A 16,040-nucleotide genomic window follows, 5' to 3' on the forward strand; every position below is an offset into this window, starting at 1 on the left:
AGGCACAAGGACGTGCCTTACAAGNNNACGGTTGCACTATATCGGCTTAGGATTTGAGGATTGAGTGTGATGCTGGGGCGACGTTTTCTTGGTTCGCTCGATCGCGTCGTTTCAAAAGAATGAACGAGGAGCGCATGGATGCGCTTTGATATTAAACATGGAGGTTTATGTTGCTAACGGCTGATAGCTTGAAATTTATCGTGAAGTCAGCCTGTCCTCCTGACTGGTTTCGACGCCCATCCATGGGCTACGACTTACTTTTCTTTGATGCCCAAAGAATCGTTGCGCAAAAGAAAGGGCACTCCCGACATCACACTGACTCCTCAAGTAAATTGCCAATATGAACGTCACCGCGGTGTAAGGGACATCCCTATCCCTGTCACAGCTTTTCACGCATCCATGCGTTGAAATGACTCATTGGTAATTTACTTTCGGGTGTGATGAGGGAGACACAAGGCGCTGATAGTTTTGTTTGGTGCTTGTAGGAAAATTAGCTGCTTTTGAGAGAAAAACTAGAACTTGCAGTCAATACTAATCCCCCTTTACCACACCCGAAAAACATAACAGCTCGGCGGGTAAACCACCTCCCACAAAACAATTTAGACTGTTAATTAGGAATTCACACCGATCGTTTTTGTGGTGCTTGTAAGCAACTTAATCATAAAAGCCGTAGAAGATCTTGAAAGCAACTTATTCCCCCTCCATCACACCCGAAAAGCATAAGCCGATATGCAATGTGCCGACAGGATGTCGGCCAAGTCTTGTCAGGCACAAGGACGTGCCTTACAAGGCGGTTGCACTATATCGGCTTAGGGTTTGAGGGTTGAGTGTGATGCTGGGGCGACGTTTTCTTGGTTCGTTCTTTTTCGTCGTTTCAAAAGAATGAACGAGAAGCGCATGGATGCGCTTTGATATTAGCCAAGGAGGGTGTGCTTGATTAGGAGTGATTTGTAAAATCAAGCACTTAGCCTGCTTAATTGCTCAGGCTAACAGCCTCTGTACGCGTAAAAAATATAATTGCTTATTAAGGCAAATTTAGGTGTAATGAATACATAATAAGCGCTGAGCAATGTAGGGAAAGCTTACATAACACTAGCTAAACTGATTACACTAGCTAGGAAAGTGAGAGCCTCCGAAAAGCCTATTTTTTCTAAGTAAGCCATAGCATAAACAACACCAACTCTGTCACACCGAGCAGGTAGCAGCTCAGTCCAACAAGCGATTATGCAACACAAACTGTGTGTCGCATAAATACTAAAATGTTATTCGACTTAAAATTTGCGCAATGGAGGTTCAAGTTAATGCAGTTAATCGTTGGTACTGATTCGACATGGTCTTTGAGAGCCTGGATATGTGGTCAAATCGCAAATGTCGATTTTGACGTAAATGTGATTGACTTAGCCAAGACAGACTATTGTGATTCGTTGGGTAAGGTTTCTGATACGGGATTAGTTCCTCTACTAATCGACGAAGACTTGAAGGTTCATGACTCGCTTGCTATTGCTGAGTATTTTAATGAACTGTCAGAAGGTACACTATACCCCAAAGCTCGTACTGAAAGGGCTGTTGCAAGGAGTCTCTGCTCAGAGCTACATTCTGGGTTTGTTAACCTCAGAAATGCCTGTCCTTCACTTTAGTTTCAGTGGCTCCCCTGCAAAATATTGGTGATGCTTTCAATCGCGAGTTAGGAAGAGTCGAAGAGATTTTTGGTTCAGCCAAACTTCCGTTTATGTTTGAATCTGCCAGTGCTGTAGATGCATTTTATTCAATCCTAGCGTTTAGGTTGAAAAGTTACGGAATTACATTTAACGGTAAGGCGGGAGAGTATCAAGCGAGCATGTTGAGTTGGCCAGTGTTAGAAAAAGCGATCCAGTCGGCGAAAGTCTGGAAAGGCGCATAACAAACACATATAGGGGCGTTACGCCGTAATCTCTTATTGCGATCTCATCGCTGCCTAAATCAGTCGATACAACTTATCGTTTAGGGCCACTAGACATTCATCGGTTAACCTTAATCTTGCACTACTCAAGGGGATGGCTTATTCGTCCAGTTTAGTTAAAGGCTCAGCTAAGGTGTAAACGATTCAATTCATTGCTAAATAAATGCGCACCAGTGGGGTGTCTAATCAAGGCCAAAGAGCTTATTACTTCGACAACACTTACCTGTAAAATTCAGCTATTACTGGCACAAACACAAATAATGCATGGTTTTTCGTGCTTCTCTAGTTAGGTGTAGAGCTCACCCCATTGTACGACTTAGCTTTTTAAAAAACGTTCATCGTCGAATACCGTTTTGTTCTTAAGCATAAAATAAACTAACACGATTCTTTTCTGATACACAGACAACCGGGTTTGATTAAATCTGATTAATCAAACCCGGAAGATAAAGCTAACCCCTGTTAAACCAAGAATTAAACCAAGAATTAAACCAAGAATTAAACCAAGAATTAAACCAAGGTAAGGTTACGGCTTTAGTTTGTCTTGGGTGTTGGTATCAAAGTCGCTGGCGTCGTGCCTTTCATGAAGCTGCTCATGAGGTTCTCCCCATGTTTTATTTACCATTTTTCCACGTTTGACGGCTTCTCTTGAGGCGATGAGTCCAGCCCAGCGGATCACGTGTTCATAGCCATTGACGTCTAAAAACTCTGCCGCATCATATAGGTGTCCTTGGGCTAGCACGCCATACCACGGCCAGATTGCCATATCAGCGATAGTGTATTCATCGCCACAAATATATTCTCTTGTGGCTAAATGTTGATTCAGTAAATCCAGTTGGCGCTTCACTTCCATGGTGTAGCGGTTGATTGGATATTCGTAGTGCTCGGGTGCGTAGGCATAGAAGTGACCAAATCCACCACCAAGTAGTGGTGCAGCCCCCATTTGCCAAAATAACCAGTTGAGGCACTCCGTGCGTTTTGTGGGATCTTGAGGAATGAACTTTTGGAACTTTTCAGCTAAATAAAGCAAAATTGAGCCAGATTCAAAGATTTTGGTTGGTTCCTTGGTGCTGGTATCTAATAACGCGGGGATCTTAGAATTTGGATTAAGTGCAACAAACCCTGAACTAAATTGCTCACCTTCCATGATATTAATTAAAAAGGCATCGTATTCTGCTTCTTTTACCCCAGCAGCTAAAAGCTCTTCTAGCAAGATAGTCACTTTCACGCCGTTTGGGGTCGCGAGGGAGTAGAGTTGTAACGGGTGTTTGCCTTGCGGTAGCGACTTTTCGAATCTTGCGCCTGCAGTAGGGCGGTTGATATTTGCGAATTTACTACCATCGCCACTTTGCCATGGCCACTGCCAAACTTTAGGTGGGGTATAACCCGATGTACTCATTTCATGAACTCCTTCTGTGACTGTCCGAATCCATTATAGAGTGTAGAAGTGAAATGGAAATGAACAAATCTCTGTGGTCACAGGCTTACTCATTTTGTCCAGCTCTTAAGAGAGGGAGCCGAACAAGCTATCAACAAGAGATGGGGAAAAGTAGTAGAATAAAAAATGCCGATCAAAAGACCGGCATTCTTGAATTGGTTGGGAGTTAAAACACAACAGTTTGTATTGCTGAACAGGCTACAGCACTACTTTGTTCGCACACTTGGTATCCGTATGTACGGCCGCCTTTAACACTGATGCTGTCTGTATGACTATTATCATTGCTGGTTGTGACAATTTTACTACTGTTACGATAAATAATGCTTAAGCTGCACTGTGAAGCTGGTGACGGTGCTTTGTAGCCAGCAGCAGTAAGAAAGGTAATGCGAGTAGTAAGTGCAACGCGAGTTGCATCGGGGCATCCAATGCCAGTGGTTGCGTCATGGTTGCAAGCACCCCTGCGCCACTCATCTGTAGAACTCCAATCAACGCTGAAGCTGTCCCAGCTTGTTTCGCAAACCCAGATAACGCTTTACCTGCCGCAGCTCCAATTGTAAATGCAAAGCCGACTGACGCCATATACATAGGCAGTACAAAATGCGCTATTTCAGTTTGTGGCAAAGCCAGTAACAACAGGCCGCTAAAGCTAAAAACGGCAAGGCCAAAGGTGAGCGATTTCTGGCTATTGCGCTTGATGAAGTGGGGAGCAATAAAACTTGCGACAATACTCAGCGCTGCATTGCCGGTAAACCAAAACGTGAAGTCGGAAACACTGCCGCCCATTTTTGCCATGATCCACCCCGGAGCCGAAATCACAAATACCAGCATTGCAGCCATACCAAGCATCGCTAAGGCGGCATTATAAATGAAAGTCGTGCTACTGAGCATTGGCTTAAAACGTCTCAAATCTAGGATATGACCGCTGTAATGTGTATCTTCGGGGCGAGTCTCTTTATAAATAAGAGAAACCAAGATGAGACCAACAATGGCAAAACCAAACAAAAAGCTAAAATTACTTTGCCAGCCAAATTCGACAGTGAGCCACGCACCTAAAATAGGCGCTAACGCTGGGATAAAACATACAATACCGTTGAGGTAAGTGATCATTTGGCCACTGCCTTTGTGTCCAAAGCTATCACGAACAATAGCAAAAGCGCTGACGAATGTGGCACAAGCGCCTAGGCCTTGTAACACTCGAGCTACCATCATGAGTGGCCAAGTGGAGACTGTGCTTGCCATCACGGCGCCAAGCGCAAACAAAACGATTCCAACCAGTGCAACCGGCTTACGGCCATATTTATCCGCAAGCGGACCTGCTATCAATTGTCCAAGACCCACAGCTAACATATAAATACTCACTGTTTGCTGAATTTGGCTTTCTGATACTTGAAGGCTGGACTGCATGTCCACAAACGCAGGTAGATAGAGATCGATACCTAAAGGGCAAAAGATAACAAGTAAAGCGAGAATAAAAATCAGTGCTTTTGAATTTGATTGGGTCATGGCGTCTCCTTTTGGCCGTTATTGTATTGTGGAGAATGAGAAAAGACAGGACAAAGCGCCGATTTAGCAAATTTTTAAGATATTTTATTCGCTGATAATTGTAGACGGTTGATTAACTGGTCAGATGTGTTAATTTTAAGCAAAATCATTTTAGAAAAATCTTATGTCTGCACCACTTTTAAAAATTTATAAAAGGATGAGTTGGTTGCCATTTGGTAAATGGATGTTCAGTAAGGCGGTATGTCGTAAGGCTCCTTACTTTGGCACCATTAAGCCTAAAATCACACAATTGAAGCCTGGCGTTTGTAGGGCCACAATTCGTAACCGTAAAGCCATTCATAACCACATAGGTACGGTTCACGCTATTGCACAGTGTAATCTTGCGGAGTTGTGTGCTGGAGTCATGACAGACGCGACCATCGACCATAAGACCCATCGCTGGATCCCAAAGGGGATGTCAGTGCAATACTTAGCTAAAGCCGAGACCGATCTGCATGCCGTGGCGCAAATAGAATACCCGCGAGCATGGCAAGATAAAGAAGAGCTCGTTGTACCGGTGGAAGTTTTTAATACAGCGGGAGAGAAAGTGTTTCACGCCGACATTAACATGTATATCAGCGCGAAAAGATCTTAATTGTTTATGGTTTGATCACCGGTAGAGTCAATTGCCGTGACGTTATTGGTTCGCTCGTTACGGTGCGTCAGTTTACCATCGACATGCGCACCAGCTTCAATCGTTAAGGTCTCGTGTTCGATATTGCCAAACACTTGAGCGCTAGGAAGCAGCGTGACTTGTTTGGCCTGAATATCACCTTCGACCTTACCTAATATCATCAGCTCATTGGCTTGGATATTACCTTGTACTAAACCTTTATTGCCGATGATTAGTTTTTCGATGTCGAGGTTACCATGGACAATACCATCTAATTGCAGCTCACCTTCGCAGACAATATCGCCCGTGACTTTAGTGCTTTGAGCAATGATGGCTGGGACGTCGTTTCGTTGGTTTTTAAAAGAGTTAAACACGAGTGCCTCGCTACCGCAGCGCAATTGCAATTATATGTTACTTATTGAATGCGCGAGCGATTTTAATTGGGTTTAGGTGTTTTTTACCTTGAATCACTTCATAGTGCAAGTGCGTCGCCGTACTTCTTCCTGTGCTGCCCATCAGTGCTATTACGTCACCTTTGTTGATTTGCTGGCCTTTTTTTACCTTGATGGTGTGAAGATGACCATAGCGTGTGGTGATATCATTGGCGTGCTCAATTTCGATAAAGTTGCCATAGCCGCCATTTTTCCCCGCTCGTTTAACGGTACCAAAAGCGGGGGCGACTATCTGTGTTTTGTGCCAACCTGCGAGATCGATACCTTTATGATAGGCACGGCGGCCAGTGATTGGGTCTTTACGAAAACCAAAAGCACTGGAGACATAATATTTTTCCTGAGCGACAGGCAATGTATCTGGCAGTTGACCAATCATCGTCGATAATTGCGCATAGACTGCGTATTGGTCAATGGCATTAATAAAACTGGCTTCTACCAATTCTAAGTCGGCTTGGAAGTAGGGACCACCTTGCGCTTCTGAGAAGTCAGATGACAATTGTAATCCCGCACTGTCGATGGATTCTTGCATCGCTGCAATTTCAGCGCTGAACGATTGTCCCAGTTGTTCGCTGAGCAGTCGTTGTTGAATGAGTAGGAGACTGGCTTGGGGAGCAAATTCAGTTGTGGTGCTTGGTCGTGAACTGTTGAGGTCTGTCGGTGTTTCTTCTAACTCGCCTTCCACTATGTTGTCGTCAGTTGTTTGGGTCGAGTCAACCAAGGACTCAAGCACACTGTGCTGCTGTGACAGTTGGTCAAGCATGCCTTTTTGCTGTGCTAATTGCGCTTGAAGCTGTGATTTTTCTGTTTGCCACTTGGCTTGCAGCTGCGCTAAGTTTTGTTGCTCTTTAGTGAGCTGGTCACCGTTTTCTTGTAATTTTAGTGAGGTATTGGCTATCCAAATAGCGATAGCGAGCAAAATCAAAATCGAGCAAGCTTGAACCCAAGATGGTAATTTTAGCATCTTGACAGTTGCGTCTTGACGAACAATTAATTGAGTCGGCTTAAACAGCTTTAGATATAGGCGCTTGAGTACTTGCAACATTCAACCTCAGATTTAAATCAGCGCTACACTCTAACAATTTTTAGTCAAATTTCCAGTTTTTAGAACTAAAAAAAGGCATGAAATCATCATGCCTTTGATTTAAAAGTAAATAAAATTGCGATTAACTCACGAATAATTGCGATTATTTTGCTGGAAGTACAGTGCCTTCAACACAGCCAAAACCGATACGGTTGTAGCCTTGGGCTTCACACCAACCGCGCATAATCACTTTATCGCCATCTTCTAGGAACTTACGTTCTTCGCCGTTTGCAAGCGTGATAGTTTCTTTGCCGCCGCGTGATAGTTCGAGTAATGAACCCGCTTCTACATGCTCAGGACCAGACTGCGTGCCTGAGCCTAACATATCGCCTGGTAGGAAGTTACAGCCGTTCACTGTGTGGTGTGTAACCATTTGCGCAACCGTCCAATAGCTGTGCTTGAAGCTGGATTCAGACAGTTTGCTTGGTTTAGCGCCTTCGCTACGCATTTTTTCAGTCTCTAGTAAGACATCCATACGAATATCAATAGCACCAGACTCGCGGTTTTGCGTTGATTCTAAGTATTCCAGTGGTTGTGGATCGTTTTCATCACGGTGCCATTGAGTACGGTATGGTGCAAGTGCTTCTGTGGTTACAACCCAAGGAGAAACCGTTGAAGCAAAGTTTTTCGCAAGGAATGGACCTAATGGTTGATATTCCCATGCTTGCAAGTCACGTGCAGACCAGTCATTGAATAAACAAAAACCAAAAACGTGATCTTCAGCGTCTTTAATTGCGATAGAGTCGCCAAGTTCATTACCTTTACCTAAGTAAATACCTAGCTCTAATTCGTAGTCTAGGCGCTTACAAGGACCGAATGACGGTGTATCTGCATCTGGTGCTTTGGTTTGGCCTTTAGGGCGAGGGAAAGTTTGACCTGATACATCAATAGACGATGCACGGCCATGGTAACCGATTGGTACCCACTTGTAGTTTGGTAGCAGAGGGTTATCAGGACGGAACAGGCTACCTACCGCTGTTGCATGGTAGATTGAGGTATAAAAGTCGGTGTAATCGCCAATGTGACAAGGCAAAGCATATTCCACGTTATCTTGTGCAACCAATGCGCCTTCAAGGCTTGATTGCAGTTCAGAACCTTCACGTAATGCACGAGACAGGGCAAGTCGAAGTGCTGACCAGTACTGCTGGCCCATTCCCATAAATTCATTTAATGCTGGGGCATTTGCAGCTTCAGCGGCCTCTGCGGCGTCGCCTGAAAATAGGTTAGCGTCAACAACTGCGCCAAGGTCCAGTACTTGATCACCAATCGCAACACCGCCACGAAACTCTTCGTTACTGTTCTTACGACGGAATACTGCAAAAGGTAAGTTTTGAATAGGGAAATCAGTTCCAGCCGCATTCGCACTAGCTACCCAACTTGTTAATTGGATGTCGTGTGTTTCATTAATTTGAGACATTGCCTTTCCTTTAATTTTGGCTTTCAACTTGAGTTATGGTCAAAAGTGAAAAACTCAAGTCGTAATAGCAATTTGATAAACCACAAAAAGCAGCTATCGCTAGCTGCTTTTTTATTAATTTGATGTGTGTGTTTAGATTACACCACGGCGCTCTTGGTCGCGTTCAATTGACTCGAATAACGCTTGGAAGTTACCTTCACCAAAGCCGCCATCGTCAACACGTTGGATCATTTCGATGAAGATTGGGCCAAACAGATTTTTAGTGAAGATCTGTAGTAGGTAGCAGTCTTCGCTTTGACTATCTACTAGGATTTGGTGCTGCTTGATCTTTTCTTTGTCTTCTTTAACCCAAGGCACACGGTCAAAGATAGTGTCGTAGTAGTGATCTACGATATCTAAGGTAGCAATAGTGCTCTTGTCTAGTTTATCTAATGAACTAACCAAGTCGTCAGTCAAAAATGCTAAATGCTGAACACCTGGACCATTGTACTCATCTAAGTACTCATCGATTTGGTTGTTGTTGTCGTCTTTACCTTCGTTGATTGGAATAGAGAAGGTGCCACATGGTGACTTAAGTGCATAAGAAAGCAGCGCCGTTTTTTGACCTTTGATGTCAAAGTAACGAACTTCAGTAAAGCCAAATACGTCTTTATAGAAGTTAGCCCAAGTTTCCATCGTCCCTTTGTAAACATTGTTTGTTAGGTGATCGATGCGCTTAAAGCCTTTGTCTTCAACAACCTTTTGCTCGTCTAGGTCAACGAAGTCTTGCTCGTAGATTGACCCTTTATCGCCAAAGTTTTCGATGAAATAGATAAGGCTATCGCCGATACCGTAAATCGCTGGGTATGGTAAGTCTTTGTGTGTTGAATCAGTCGCAGGTTTTGCACCACGCTCAACTGCGGTTTCAAACGCTTTTTGCGCATTTTCTACACGCCAGCCCATAGAACAAATAGCCGGGCCGTGACTTTTAGCAAACTGTGCTGAGAAGCCTTCACGCTCGTTATTCAACAAAAAGTGAATATCGTGCTGGTTGTAGTAAACGATATCTTTATCTTTAAATTTCTTTAGTTTTGAGAATCCAAAGTCAGTGAATACCTTATCCATGTAATCAGCGTCTGGTGTTGCATATTCTGTAAACTCGATGCCGACTAGGCCTAGTGGATTATTTACTTCACTCATTGTTTTACTCCCGTATTAAGCACTGGGTGACTTGTTAGTATTTATGACTGGATGATTAATCAAATTACTGCAAAGGGGAAGCTAGAGGCAGTAAATAGCAGTATGAGACTTTGTAAATTTAGTTGCACAATTGCCATGTAAAAGACACAAAATTGACACAGGCGTGACGATAATTATTTTTGCTTGAATTTTGACTAAAAACAGCAAGGAGTTTTGCGGGGTATTTTGTAACTTTATTTTTGTATAATTTTGATTTTATTTGCTTTTTATGTTTTTGGTTGGTGAGTTATATGAGAGGGAGGATTTTTATCAGACGGCTAAATTGAGAGGGGAAATGATGCTAAGTGTATTTAAATCTTTACGTATGGCTATTGTGGGAGAGGTAAACCACGCTAAATTAGCGTGGTTTACAGCAAATATTATTGCTTCTCAGCGGATACTTCTAGCTCTTCCGCAAGGTAATGTTCTTGCGTATGAGGCTCGTGCTTGCCCTCAGCGCCGTGCATCCAATCTACAAGCTTGTTGCTTAATAGATACATTAACACAGCAGACAGCAAGGCTACGCCGCCTAAACCAATGAAGATGCTCATCGCGTTTTCCATTGCTTCTTGGCCTTCACCGATGAAAGAGCCAACAAGGCCAGCAAGCTTGTTTGCAACAGCCGTACATAGGAACCAAATACCCATTAACAGTGATGCTAAACGTAGCGGTGCTAGTTTACTCACCATAGAAAGACCGATTGGTGATAAACATAGTTCACCAAGTGTGTGGAACATGTAGAACAATACTAACCAAATCATGCTGATCTGCAGTGTGCCACCGGCTTCACCACCTTCTGTTGCAAGCGCAAGCATCATGGTTAAGAAACCAAGTGCTAAGAACACCAGACCAATTGCGAATTTCACTGGAGAGTTAGGTTCTTTGTTATCTAGCTTTAACCAGATCATCGCTACTAATGGCGCAAATACAATGATGAAGATAGAGTTAAGCGACTGGAACCAAGAAGCCGGGATCTCAAAGCCCATAAACATACGGTTGGTATAGTCGTTTGCGAATAGGTTCATCAGACCACCAGCCTGCTCGAAACCCATCCAGAAGATAATTGAGAAAACACTCATGGTGAAAATAACACGGATACGATCTTTTTCTTTCTTCGTAAGCGGTTCTTTAGTCTGTGAGTCAGACATCTGTTGAGAAAGTTTAGCCGAAGGTACTTTACCGATATCGCCAAGGTATTTCTGGCTTAAGATAAGCTGCATAACCACAGAAATGATCATACCAACACCGGCTGCGATAAAGCCTGCCTGCCAGTTAACGACTGCTGCTACATAACCCGCAACAAGTGGACCTAATGCACCACCTAAGTTGATACCCATATAGAAGATAGTAAATGCACCGTCACGGCGCTTATCACCTTCTTGATATAGATCACCAACCATTGTTGAGATGTTTGGCTTGAATAAGCCATTACCTAAACAAAGCAGTGCTAAACCAAGGTAGAAGACATTTACTTCTTGTCCTGCCACAACGCTGTGAGGAATACCCATAATAAAATGGCCTGTAGCCATTAAAATACCACCAATAATGATGGCTTTGCGCTGACCTAATACGTTATCTGCAAGCCAACCACCAAACAGTGGGGTGAGATAAACGGCCATCGTAAATGTGCCGTAAAGGCTTAGTGCGTCGGCATTGCTCCAACCGAAGCCACCATTTTGAACTTGTGCTACAAGATAAAGAACTAAGATGGCACGCATACCGTAGTAGCCAAAGCGCTCCCACATTTCGGTACCAAATAATAAGAAGAGGCCTTTAGGGTGACCCAGAAATTCTCCGGCCTTCGGAACTGAATTCATATGTACTTCCTAATCTAATCAATGTGTTGTATCTGGCCATTTTTATAAAGGATGCGTTATTGCATCTAATGTTTTTCAATCAACACTGAATAATGAGCCATGTACTTAACATGCAACGTTCGAAGCGATGCGCGGTAAATAGAACACTTTTCAATGCAGATTGGCATTGCCCATCGAGTCACCGAGTAAAAATCTTAATCAGATATTTGCTTGTTGAGCTCAGGCATGCCTGTACTTTTTTTGAACGGGTGACCAGTACCTATTTCAACTAGCGTTTGTTGTATGTAACGACTAACTAATTTAAAAAAGTGCGTCAGTATACTCAGTGAGAATTAATAGGGGAAGTGTTTGGAGTCAGAAAGCGCATAAAATGCGGTCAGTGATTCAGGGAAGGATCATTCTTTTAGATGGCGGTTATATCTCAATGAATGGCGTAACCATTAAGGTTATGTATCTTTTTATCGCTGATATTTACCATTTATTGCAGGTATGGGAGCAGGTTGTCCCTGCGATCCATTTATCTTTACCTAGTCGAGATAAACGCTTCCAACCAATTAGTGATAAGATTTGTGGGGGGGGGCAGTGCTACCCACCCCCATATCATTACGCTTCTTGACTCAAATATTGTTGAATAAACTCGGTTGCAGCTAAAAAGTCCTGCTCCAATTTATCACGCATCTGGATAAGCTGATCGGTAGTAAGCGTGCTTTCCTTACATAAAGCCTCAAACTCTATAGCTGTTTCAGCTACTTTTTCGGCACCGATAGTTTTAGAGATGGACTTAAGTTGATGACAAGCTTCAATGATTTCTTCTTGGCTCATCGTGATCACCGCACCATTTACATCACGTGTTAACTGGCTACTTTGTTCTAAGTACATTCGGAAAAAGCGATTTCGTTTCGCTTCATCATGATTTACATACTTGTTGAGCATGTCCATATTGATAGCTGGCGCAGGCTCGCTTGCTTCTGTCGCAATAACTTCAGGCTCTAGCTCTGTTTCTTGATCTGATCCCGGCGGTGCTTGGCTAGCGGCTACTGGTTCAGCAGCTGATAGTTCGACACTTGGTCTCGGCTGATGCGCTTTTGGTAAGCTTTCTATGCATTTATTAAGCGTTGCCTCTAATACATTTAACTCTACTGGTTTGGTGATATAGTCATTCATACCACCAGCTTCACAGCGCTCTCTTTCGCCTTTTAATGCATTGGCTGTTACGGCAATAATGTATGGTTGTTCAATGGTATCGGTTTCGACATAGTCTCTAATATGTTTGACCATGTCGTAGCCCGACATCTTCGGCATATGTAAATCGGTCAGTACGATTGGAAAGTGCTCTTTTTTCCAAAGCTCTAGGCCTTCCTCACCATTTTCTGCAACTTCGACACCATAGCCTAACAGGTGTAATTGGTCGGTCAGCACTTGCTGATTTAATACGTTATCTTCAACTAACAACACCAGTTTGTTGGTTGCTCTTGCTTCATCAACGCTTAAAAAGTCGTTGATAGTGCGCGACGGTTTAATTTCTTTTGGTTTATGCAAACCAGCAGCAACCAAGATAGCCGTCATAAAGCTAGACTTACATAACGGTGATGCATTGAGGTAGAAAATATTTTTGTGATTAAGGGCGGCTTCGTCCATTTTACTTAGGACAACAACTTGCTGTTCGTTTTTCTCAAGCGAATAAACTACGGTTCTTAGCTCTTCATTGACCTTGTCCATGCCGTCTAAACCATCTAGCACCCAAATAAGTTTATCCTCGTGCTGGTGTTCGGTTATTTCGCTTTCATCGATAGCAATCACACTCGCGCCCATGAATGAAAGATAGCGATTTAAAATAGTGCGTCTCTCATTATTTGGGGTGAGTAGGGCAACAGTGCGACCGTTTAACATTTGCTTATTTGCGTAATTGACTTTGCCATCGACACTAAATGGCAATTCCACAACAAACTCACTTCCCATGCCAATATCCGAGTTAACATGGATACTACCTAGCATGAGTTCGATTAAACTCTTACAAATAGAAAGGCCAAGTCCTGTACCGCCAAATTCTCGAGTGATAGAGCCCTCAGCTTGAATAAACGGATTAAAAATTTCTCTCAACTGAGCTTTTGTCATGCCTTTACCATTGTCAGTAACGGTAAAGCGTAAGGTGTAATGCTCCGATGTATTTTGTGCAACTTCAACGGAGATTTTTACATAACCTTGGGTTGAATCATCTGTAGTCGTAAATTTAATGGCATTACTGCACAGGTTATAAAGTACTTGTCTAACGCGAACGGTGTCACCAACTAAATTCGTTGGAATGTCAGGAGCAATAAACAGTTGTAAGTCTAACTTACGTTTTTTCGCGACTGATGAAAGCACACGTGCGACTTCCTCTGTGGTTTCAGCCACCGAGAAAGCGCTATTGTCTATGCGTAATTTACCGGCCTCAATTTTAGAAAAGTCGAGAATATCATCGAGAATACCAAGTAAAGAGAAAGCCGAGTCGCGAATAATCGTGGTGAGACGATGTTGAGCACCATCAAGATCGGTTTGACGCAGTAAATCAATAGTACCGATGACGCCGTTCATCGGCGTGCGGATCTCATGGCTCATGGTGGCTAAGAAAGTGGTTTTAGCATCACTTGCACGTTCCGCATTTAAAATCGCTTTTTCTAGCGCCAGCGTGCGGGCTTGAACTTCAGTTTCGAGACTTTCTTGAAGCTGTTTTAACTCATTTTGCGTTGCTTGATCGGATTCTATGGATGATTGTACTTGCTTTAACAGCGCATTTATCGCTTCAGCAACCTCAGCCAGACCGCCACTATAATAAGTACCAACCGTCGACTTGTAGTTTTTATCCATCGTTAGATGATTGATTTCTGAGATAAGCTCTTCAGTATCGTTACTTGATGCGCCAGAAAGCCGACGAGCCGCAATCACAACAATCATCAAGGCGCTAATAATAGCGGCAGCGAGCAGTATATAGGCAATGGATGGANGATCGCCTGATGAGGTAGTTGCAACGGGTGGGGTATAAGTCAAAATGAGTTCACCAACGTTTTGCGCATCTAGTCTCAGTGGCATGTGGTAAACCTGCATTGTGTCTTTGTTATAAGACTCTTCGCGATTCAGTGCAATGATTTGCTCACCTGCACTTTGTTGAAATACTAGGTTTGGTGGCCCCATCCCGGTATTGACGTACAAATAGGCGCCCAAATGCTCGTTAGATGATAATAATGCGGATACAATCTGTTTGGCACTGTCAAAACCGTGTTGTGTGACTACCTTGGCTAGGGGAGTTGCAACTGTTGTTGCTTGTTGTTGTAGGTTCACGGTCGGCGCGGTAGGGACGTCAGCTTGCTTTGGCAGTAGGTAAGCACCTGCAGCGCTGCACAGTCCAACAGTCAGTATTGCGATAAATAAAAAAAGTATCCGTCCATTTGCATTGGTATTCGCGCTATTTGGCATGCTTAATCCCGAAAGAATTATTTATACTTACTAGTTGTAGTAATCCTATCACCTTCGGCAAGTTTTTACCTCTCGTTTTTCAATCAATAGTGGCAATAGCCTAAGATTATCTGATTGTTTTAAATCTTAAAATAATCAGGTTGTTATCTCGATAATTTTCACTACGCCTGCGATGTGCAAAGCAGTAAAATTTAATAAAAATTAAATTCTACTTAATGCTTTTGTTAAATGATAAGTGTCCATGACGGTAATTACGCAGGCTAATATTAACTTTAGTTCAGAGACAATATTGCTCGCCAAGTGAGGTATAGGTAATTTAGGTGAACTAGAGCTGCGGTAAACGAATGGCTTACATGTTACCTTGCTATATTGCCGTGTAAATTCGTTTTACAATCAGGGGGTAGTCCTGGGGGATTGATAAGATAAGTCTCTGTAGCTTCGGTTTTCTTGAAAGACAGTCTCGTTAGTTGCTTCAAATTTGGTATGAATAAGGTGTTCGTAATGAAACTTTCGCGACATTAAAACGAAGCGCGGCGTGAAACAGGAGACGTGCTATAAAGACGAGAATCAAAAAGAGTGAATAAGTGTCGTCTAACTGTGGTATCTGAACAGCAAAAGCACATACCTTCTTGTTTGTTTCACTCCTTTATAGGTATATAAGCCTCAAGAGCTGGCTTTCTCTTTATTATAGGTCTAGAGTCGTTTGCCTTACTCAAAGATAAAAGTCGTTAAATACCGTAAAACATAGCTAGTCGAGTGTTTTTTCATCGAAAAAGCGGTATTTTAACCGCTTTGTCTGAAAACTGTGCAAACGATAAATGTATTTAAAAAAAGGGTTGACTTAGAACTGCAAAACCCGTTTAATACGCCGCACGCCCAGATAGCTCAGTCGGTAGAGCAGAGGATTGAAAATCCTCGTGTCGGTGGTTCGATTCCGCCTCTGGGNAATTAAAATCATTGCATTAGCAATGTGGTGCATGCAGAAACTGCATGGTACACGAATTAGTGTGCCGACTTAGCTCAGTTGGTAGAGCAACTGACTTGTAATCAGTAGGTCATCCGTTCGACTCGGA

12 protein-coding genes and 1 tRNA gene are annotated in these 16,040 nt (G+C 43.0%); 5 read left to right on the forward strand and 8 right to left on the reverse strand.

The window, feature by feature from the left end:
* The first annotated feature begins 1,301 nt into the window (after positions 1 to 1,301).
* Together CKO50_RS24205 and CKO50_RS24210 are read left to right on the forward strand one after the other, a co-directional pair.
* A complete protein-coding gene (locus CKO50_RS24205; protein ID WP_217989636.1) occupies positions 1,302 to 1,637 on the forward strand; it encodes a glutathione S-transferase N-terminal domain-containing protein in 336 nt (111 codons plus the stop codon).
* Between the two features lie 5 nt (positions 1,638 to 1,642).
* Positions 1,643 to 1,900: a hypothetical protein gene (locus CKO50_RS24210; RefSeq protein ID WP_217989637.1), complete on the forward strand. Its 258-nt coding sequence runs from the start codon at positions 1,643 to 1,645 to the stop codon at positions 1,898 to 1,900.
* Positions 1,901 to 2,462: 562 nt separating this feature from the next.
* Here CKO50_RS24210 and yghU read toward each other — a convergent pair.
* Together yghU and CKO50_RS01375 are read right to left on the reverse strand one after the other, a co-directional pair.
* On the reverse strand, positions 2,463 to 3,335 hold the full coding sequence (gene yghU, locus CKO50_RS01370; protein ID WP_095726711.1) for a glutathione-dependent disulfide-bond oxidoreductase: 873 nt from the start codon (positions 3,333 to 3,335) through the stop codon (positions 2,463 to 2,465).
* 363 nt (positions 3,336 to 3,698) lie between these two features.
* A complete protein-coding gene (locus CKO50_RS01375; RefSeq protein WP_095726712.1) occupies positions 3,699 to 4,877 on the reverse strand; it encodes a multidrug effflux MFS transporter in 1,179 nt (392 codons plus the stop codon).
* 163 nt (positions 4,878 to 5,040) lie between these two features.
* On the opposite strand from CKO50_RS01375, the gene CKO50_RS01380 reads away from it, so the two are divergent.
* Entirely contained in the window at positions 5,041 to 5,511 is a 471-nt protein-coding gene (locus tag CKO50_RS01380) for a hotdog fold domain-containing protein (RefSeq protein ID WP_010606036.1), read from the forward strand.
* Here CKO50_RS01380 and CKO50_RS01385 read toward each other — a convergent pair.
* The 5 genes from CKO50_RS01385 to CKO50_RS01405 form a co-directional block, all read right to left on the reverse strand.
* Entirely contained in the window at positions 5,508 to 5,903 is a 396-nt protein-coding gene (locus tag CKO50_RS01385) for a polymer-forming cytoskeletal protein (RefSeq protein ID WP_095726719.1), read from the reverse strand. The genes CKO50_RS01380 and CKO50_RS01385 overlap by 4 nt on opposite strands.
* A 37-nt stretch (positions 5,904 to 5,940) precedes the next feature.
* Positions 5,941 to 7,023 carry a M23 family metallopeptidase gene (locus tag CKO50_RS01390; RefSeq protein WP_095726713.1) on the reverse strand — a complete coding sequence of 361 codons (1,083 nt, stop codon included), beginning with the start codon at positions 7,021 to 7,023 and terminating at the stop codon, positions 5,941 to 5,943.
* Positions 7,024 to 7,165: 142 nt separating this feature from the next.
* On the reverse strand, positions 7,166 to 8,479 hold the full coding sequence (gene fahA, locus CKO50_RS01395; RefSeq protein ID WP_095726714.1) for a fumarylacetoacetase: 1,314 nt from the start codon (positions 8,477 to 8,479) through the stop codon (positions 7,166 to 7,168).
* 132 nt (positions 8,480 to 8,611) lie between these two features.
* The gene (hppD, locus tag CKO50_RS01400) at positions 8,612 to 9,658 is read right to left on the reverse strand and encodes a 4-hydroxyphenylpyruvate dioxygenase (protein WP_095726715.1); all 1,047 of its coding nucleotides are present in this window, start codon (positions 9,656 to 9,658) and stop codon (positions 8,612 to 8,614) included.
* A gap of 419 nt (positions 9,659 to 10,077) precedes the next feature.
* Positions 10,078 to 11,514: a peptide MFS transporter gene (locus CKO50_RS01405; protein WP_095726716.1), complete on the reverse strand. Its 1,437-nt coding sequence runs from the start codon at positions 11,512 to 11,514 to the stop codon at positions 10,078 to 10,080.
* Positions 11,515 to 11,884: 370 nt separating this feature from the next.
* Here CKO50_RS01405 and CKO50_RS01410 point away from each other — a divergent pair, with 370 nt between their 5' ends.
* A complete protein-coding gene (locus CKO50_RS01410; protein WP_095726717.1) occupies positions 11,885 to 12,130 on the forward strand; it encodes a hypothetical protein in 246 nt (81 codons plus the stop codon).
* Here the strand turns inward: CKO50_RS01410 and CKO50_RS01415 are convergent.
* Complete coding sequence (locus CKO50_RS01415) at positions 12,118 to 14,967, reverse strand: ATP-binding protein (RefSeq protein ID WP_095726718.1); 2,850 nt, start codon at positions 14,965 to 14,967, stop codon at positions 12,118 to 12,120. The two genes, CKO50_RS01410 and CKO50_RS01415, sit on opposite strands and share 13 nt — an antisense overlap.
* An 874-nt stretch (positions 14,968 to 15,841) precedes the next feature.
* Between CKO50_RS01415 and CKO50_RS01420 the strand changes: the two genes are divergently transcribed.
* Positions 15,842 to 15,914 (forward strand) — tRNA-Phe (locus CKO50_RS01420).
* The last annotated feature ends 126 nt before the right edge of the window (positions 15,915 to 16,040 follow it).

The sequence above is a fragment of the Pseudoalteromonas sp. HM-SA03 genome, assembly GCF_002289345.1.
In the GTDB taxonomy this organism is placed as follows: domain Bacteria; phylum Pseudomonadota; class Gammaproteobacteria; order Enterobacterales; family Alteromonadaceae; genus Pseudoalteromonas.

Bases quoted from the DNA above. Each gene is read 5' to 3' on its own strand.
- CKO50_RS24205 (WP_217989636.1), top strand. From the start codon at position 1,302: ATGCAGTTAATCGTTGGTACTGATTCGACATGGTCTTTGAGAGCCTGG.
- yghU (WP_095726711.1), bottom strand. From the start codon at position 3,335: ATGAGTACATCGGGTTATACCCCACCTAAAGTTTGGCAGTGGCCATGG.
- CKO50_RS01375 (WP_095726712.1), bottom strand. From the start codon at position 4,877: ATGACCCAATCAAATTCAAAAGCACTGATTTTTATTCTCGCTTTACTT.
- CKO50_RS01380 (WP_010606036.1), top strand. From the start codon at position 5,041: ATGTCTGCACCACTTTTAAAAATTTATAAAAGGATGAGTTGGTTGCCA.
- CKO50_RS01390 (WP_095726713.1), bottom strand. From the start codon at position 7,023: ATGTTGCAAGTACTCAAGCGCCTATATCTAAAGCTGTTTAAGCCGACT.
- fahA (WP_095726714.1), bottom strand. From the start codon at position 8,479: ATGTCTCAAATTAATGAAACACACGACATCCAATTAACAAGTTGGGTA.
- hppD (WP_095726715.1), bottom strand. From the start codon at position 9,658: ATGAGTGAAGTAAATAATCCACTAGGCCTAGTCGGCATCGAGTTTACA.
- CKO50_RS01405 (WP_095726716.1), bottom strand. From the start codon at position 11,514: ATGAATTCAGTTCCGAAGGCCGGAGAATTTCTGGGTCACCCTAAAGGC.
- CKO50_RS01410 (WP_095726717.1), top strand. From the start codon at position 11,885: ATGCGGTCAGTGATTCAGGGAAGGATCATTCTTTTAGATGGCGGTTAT.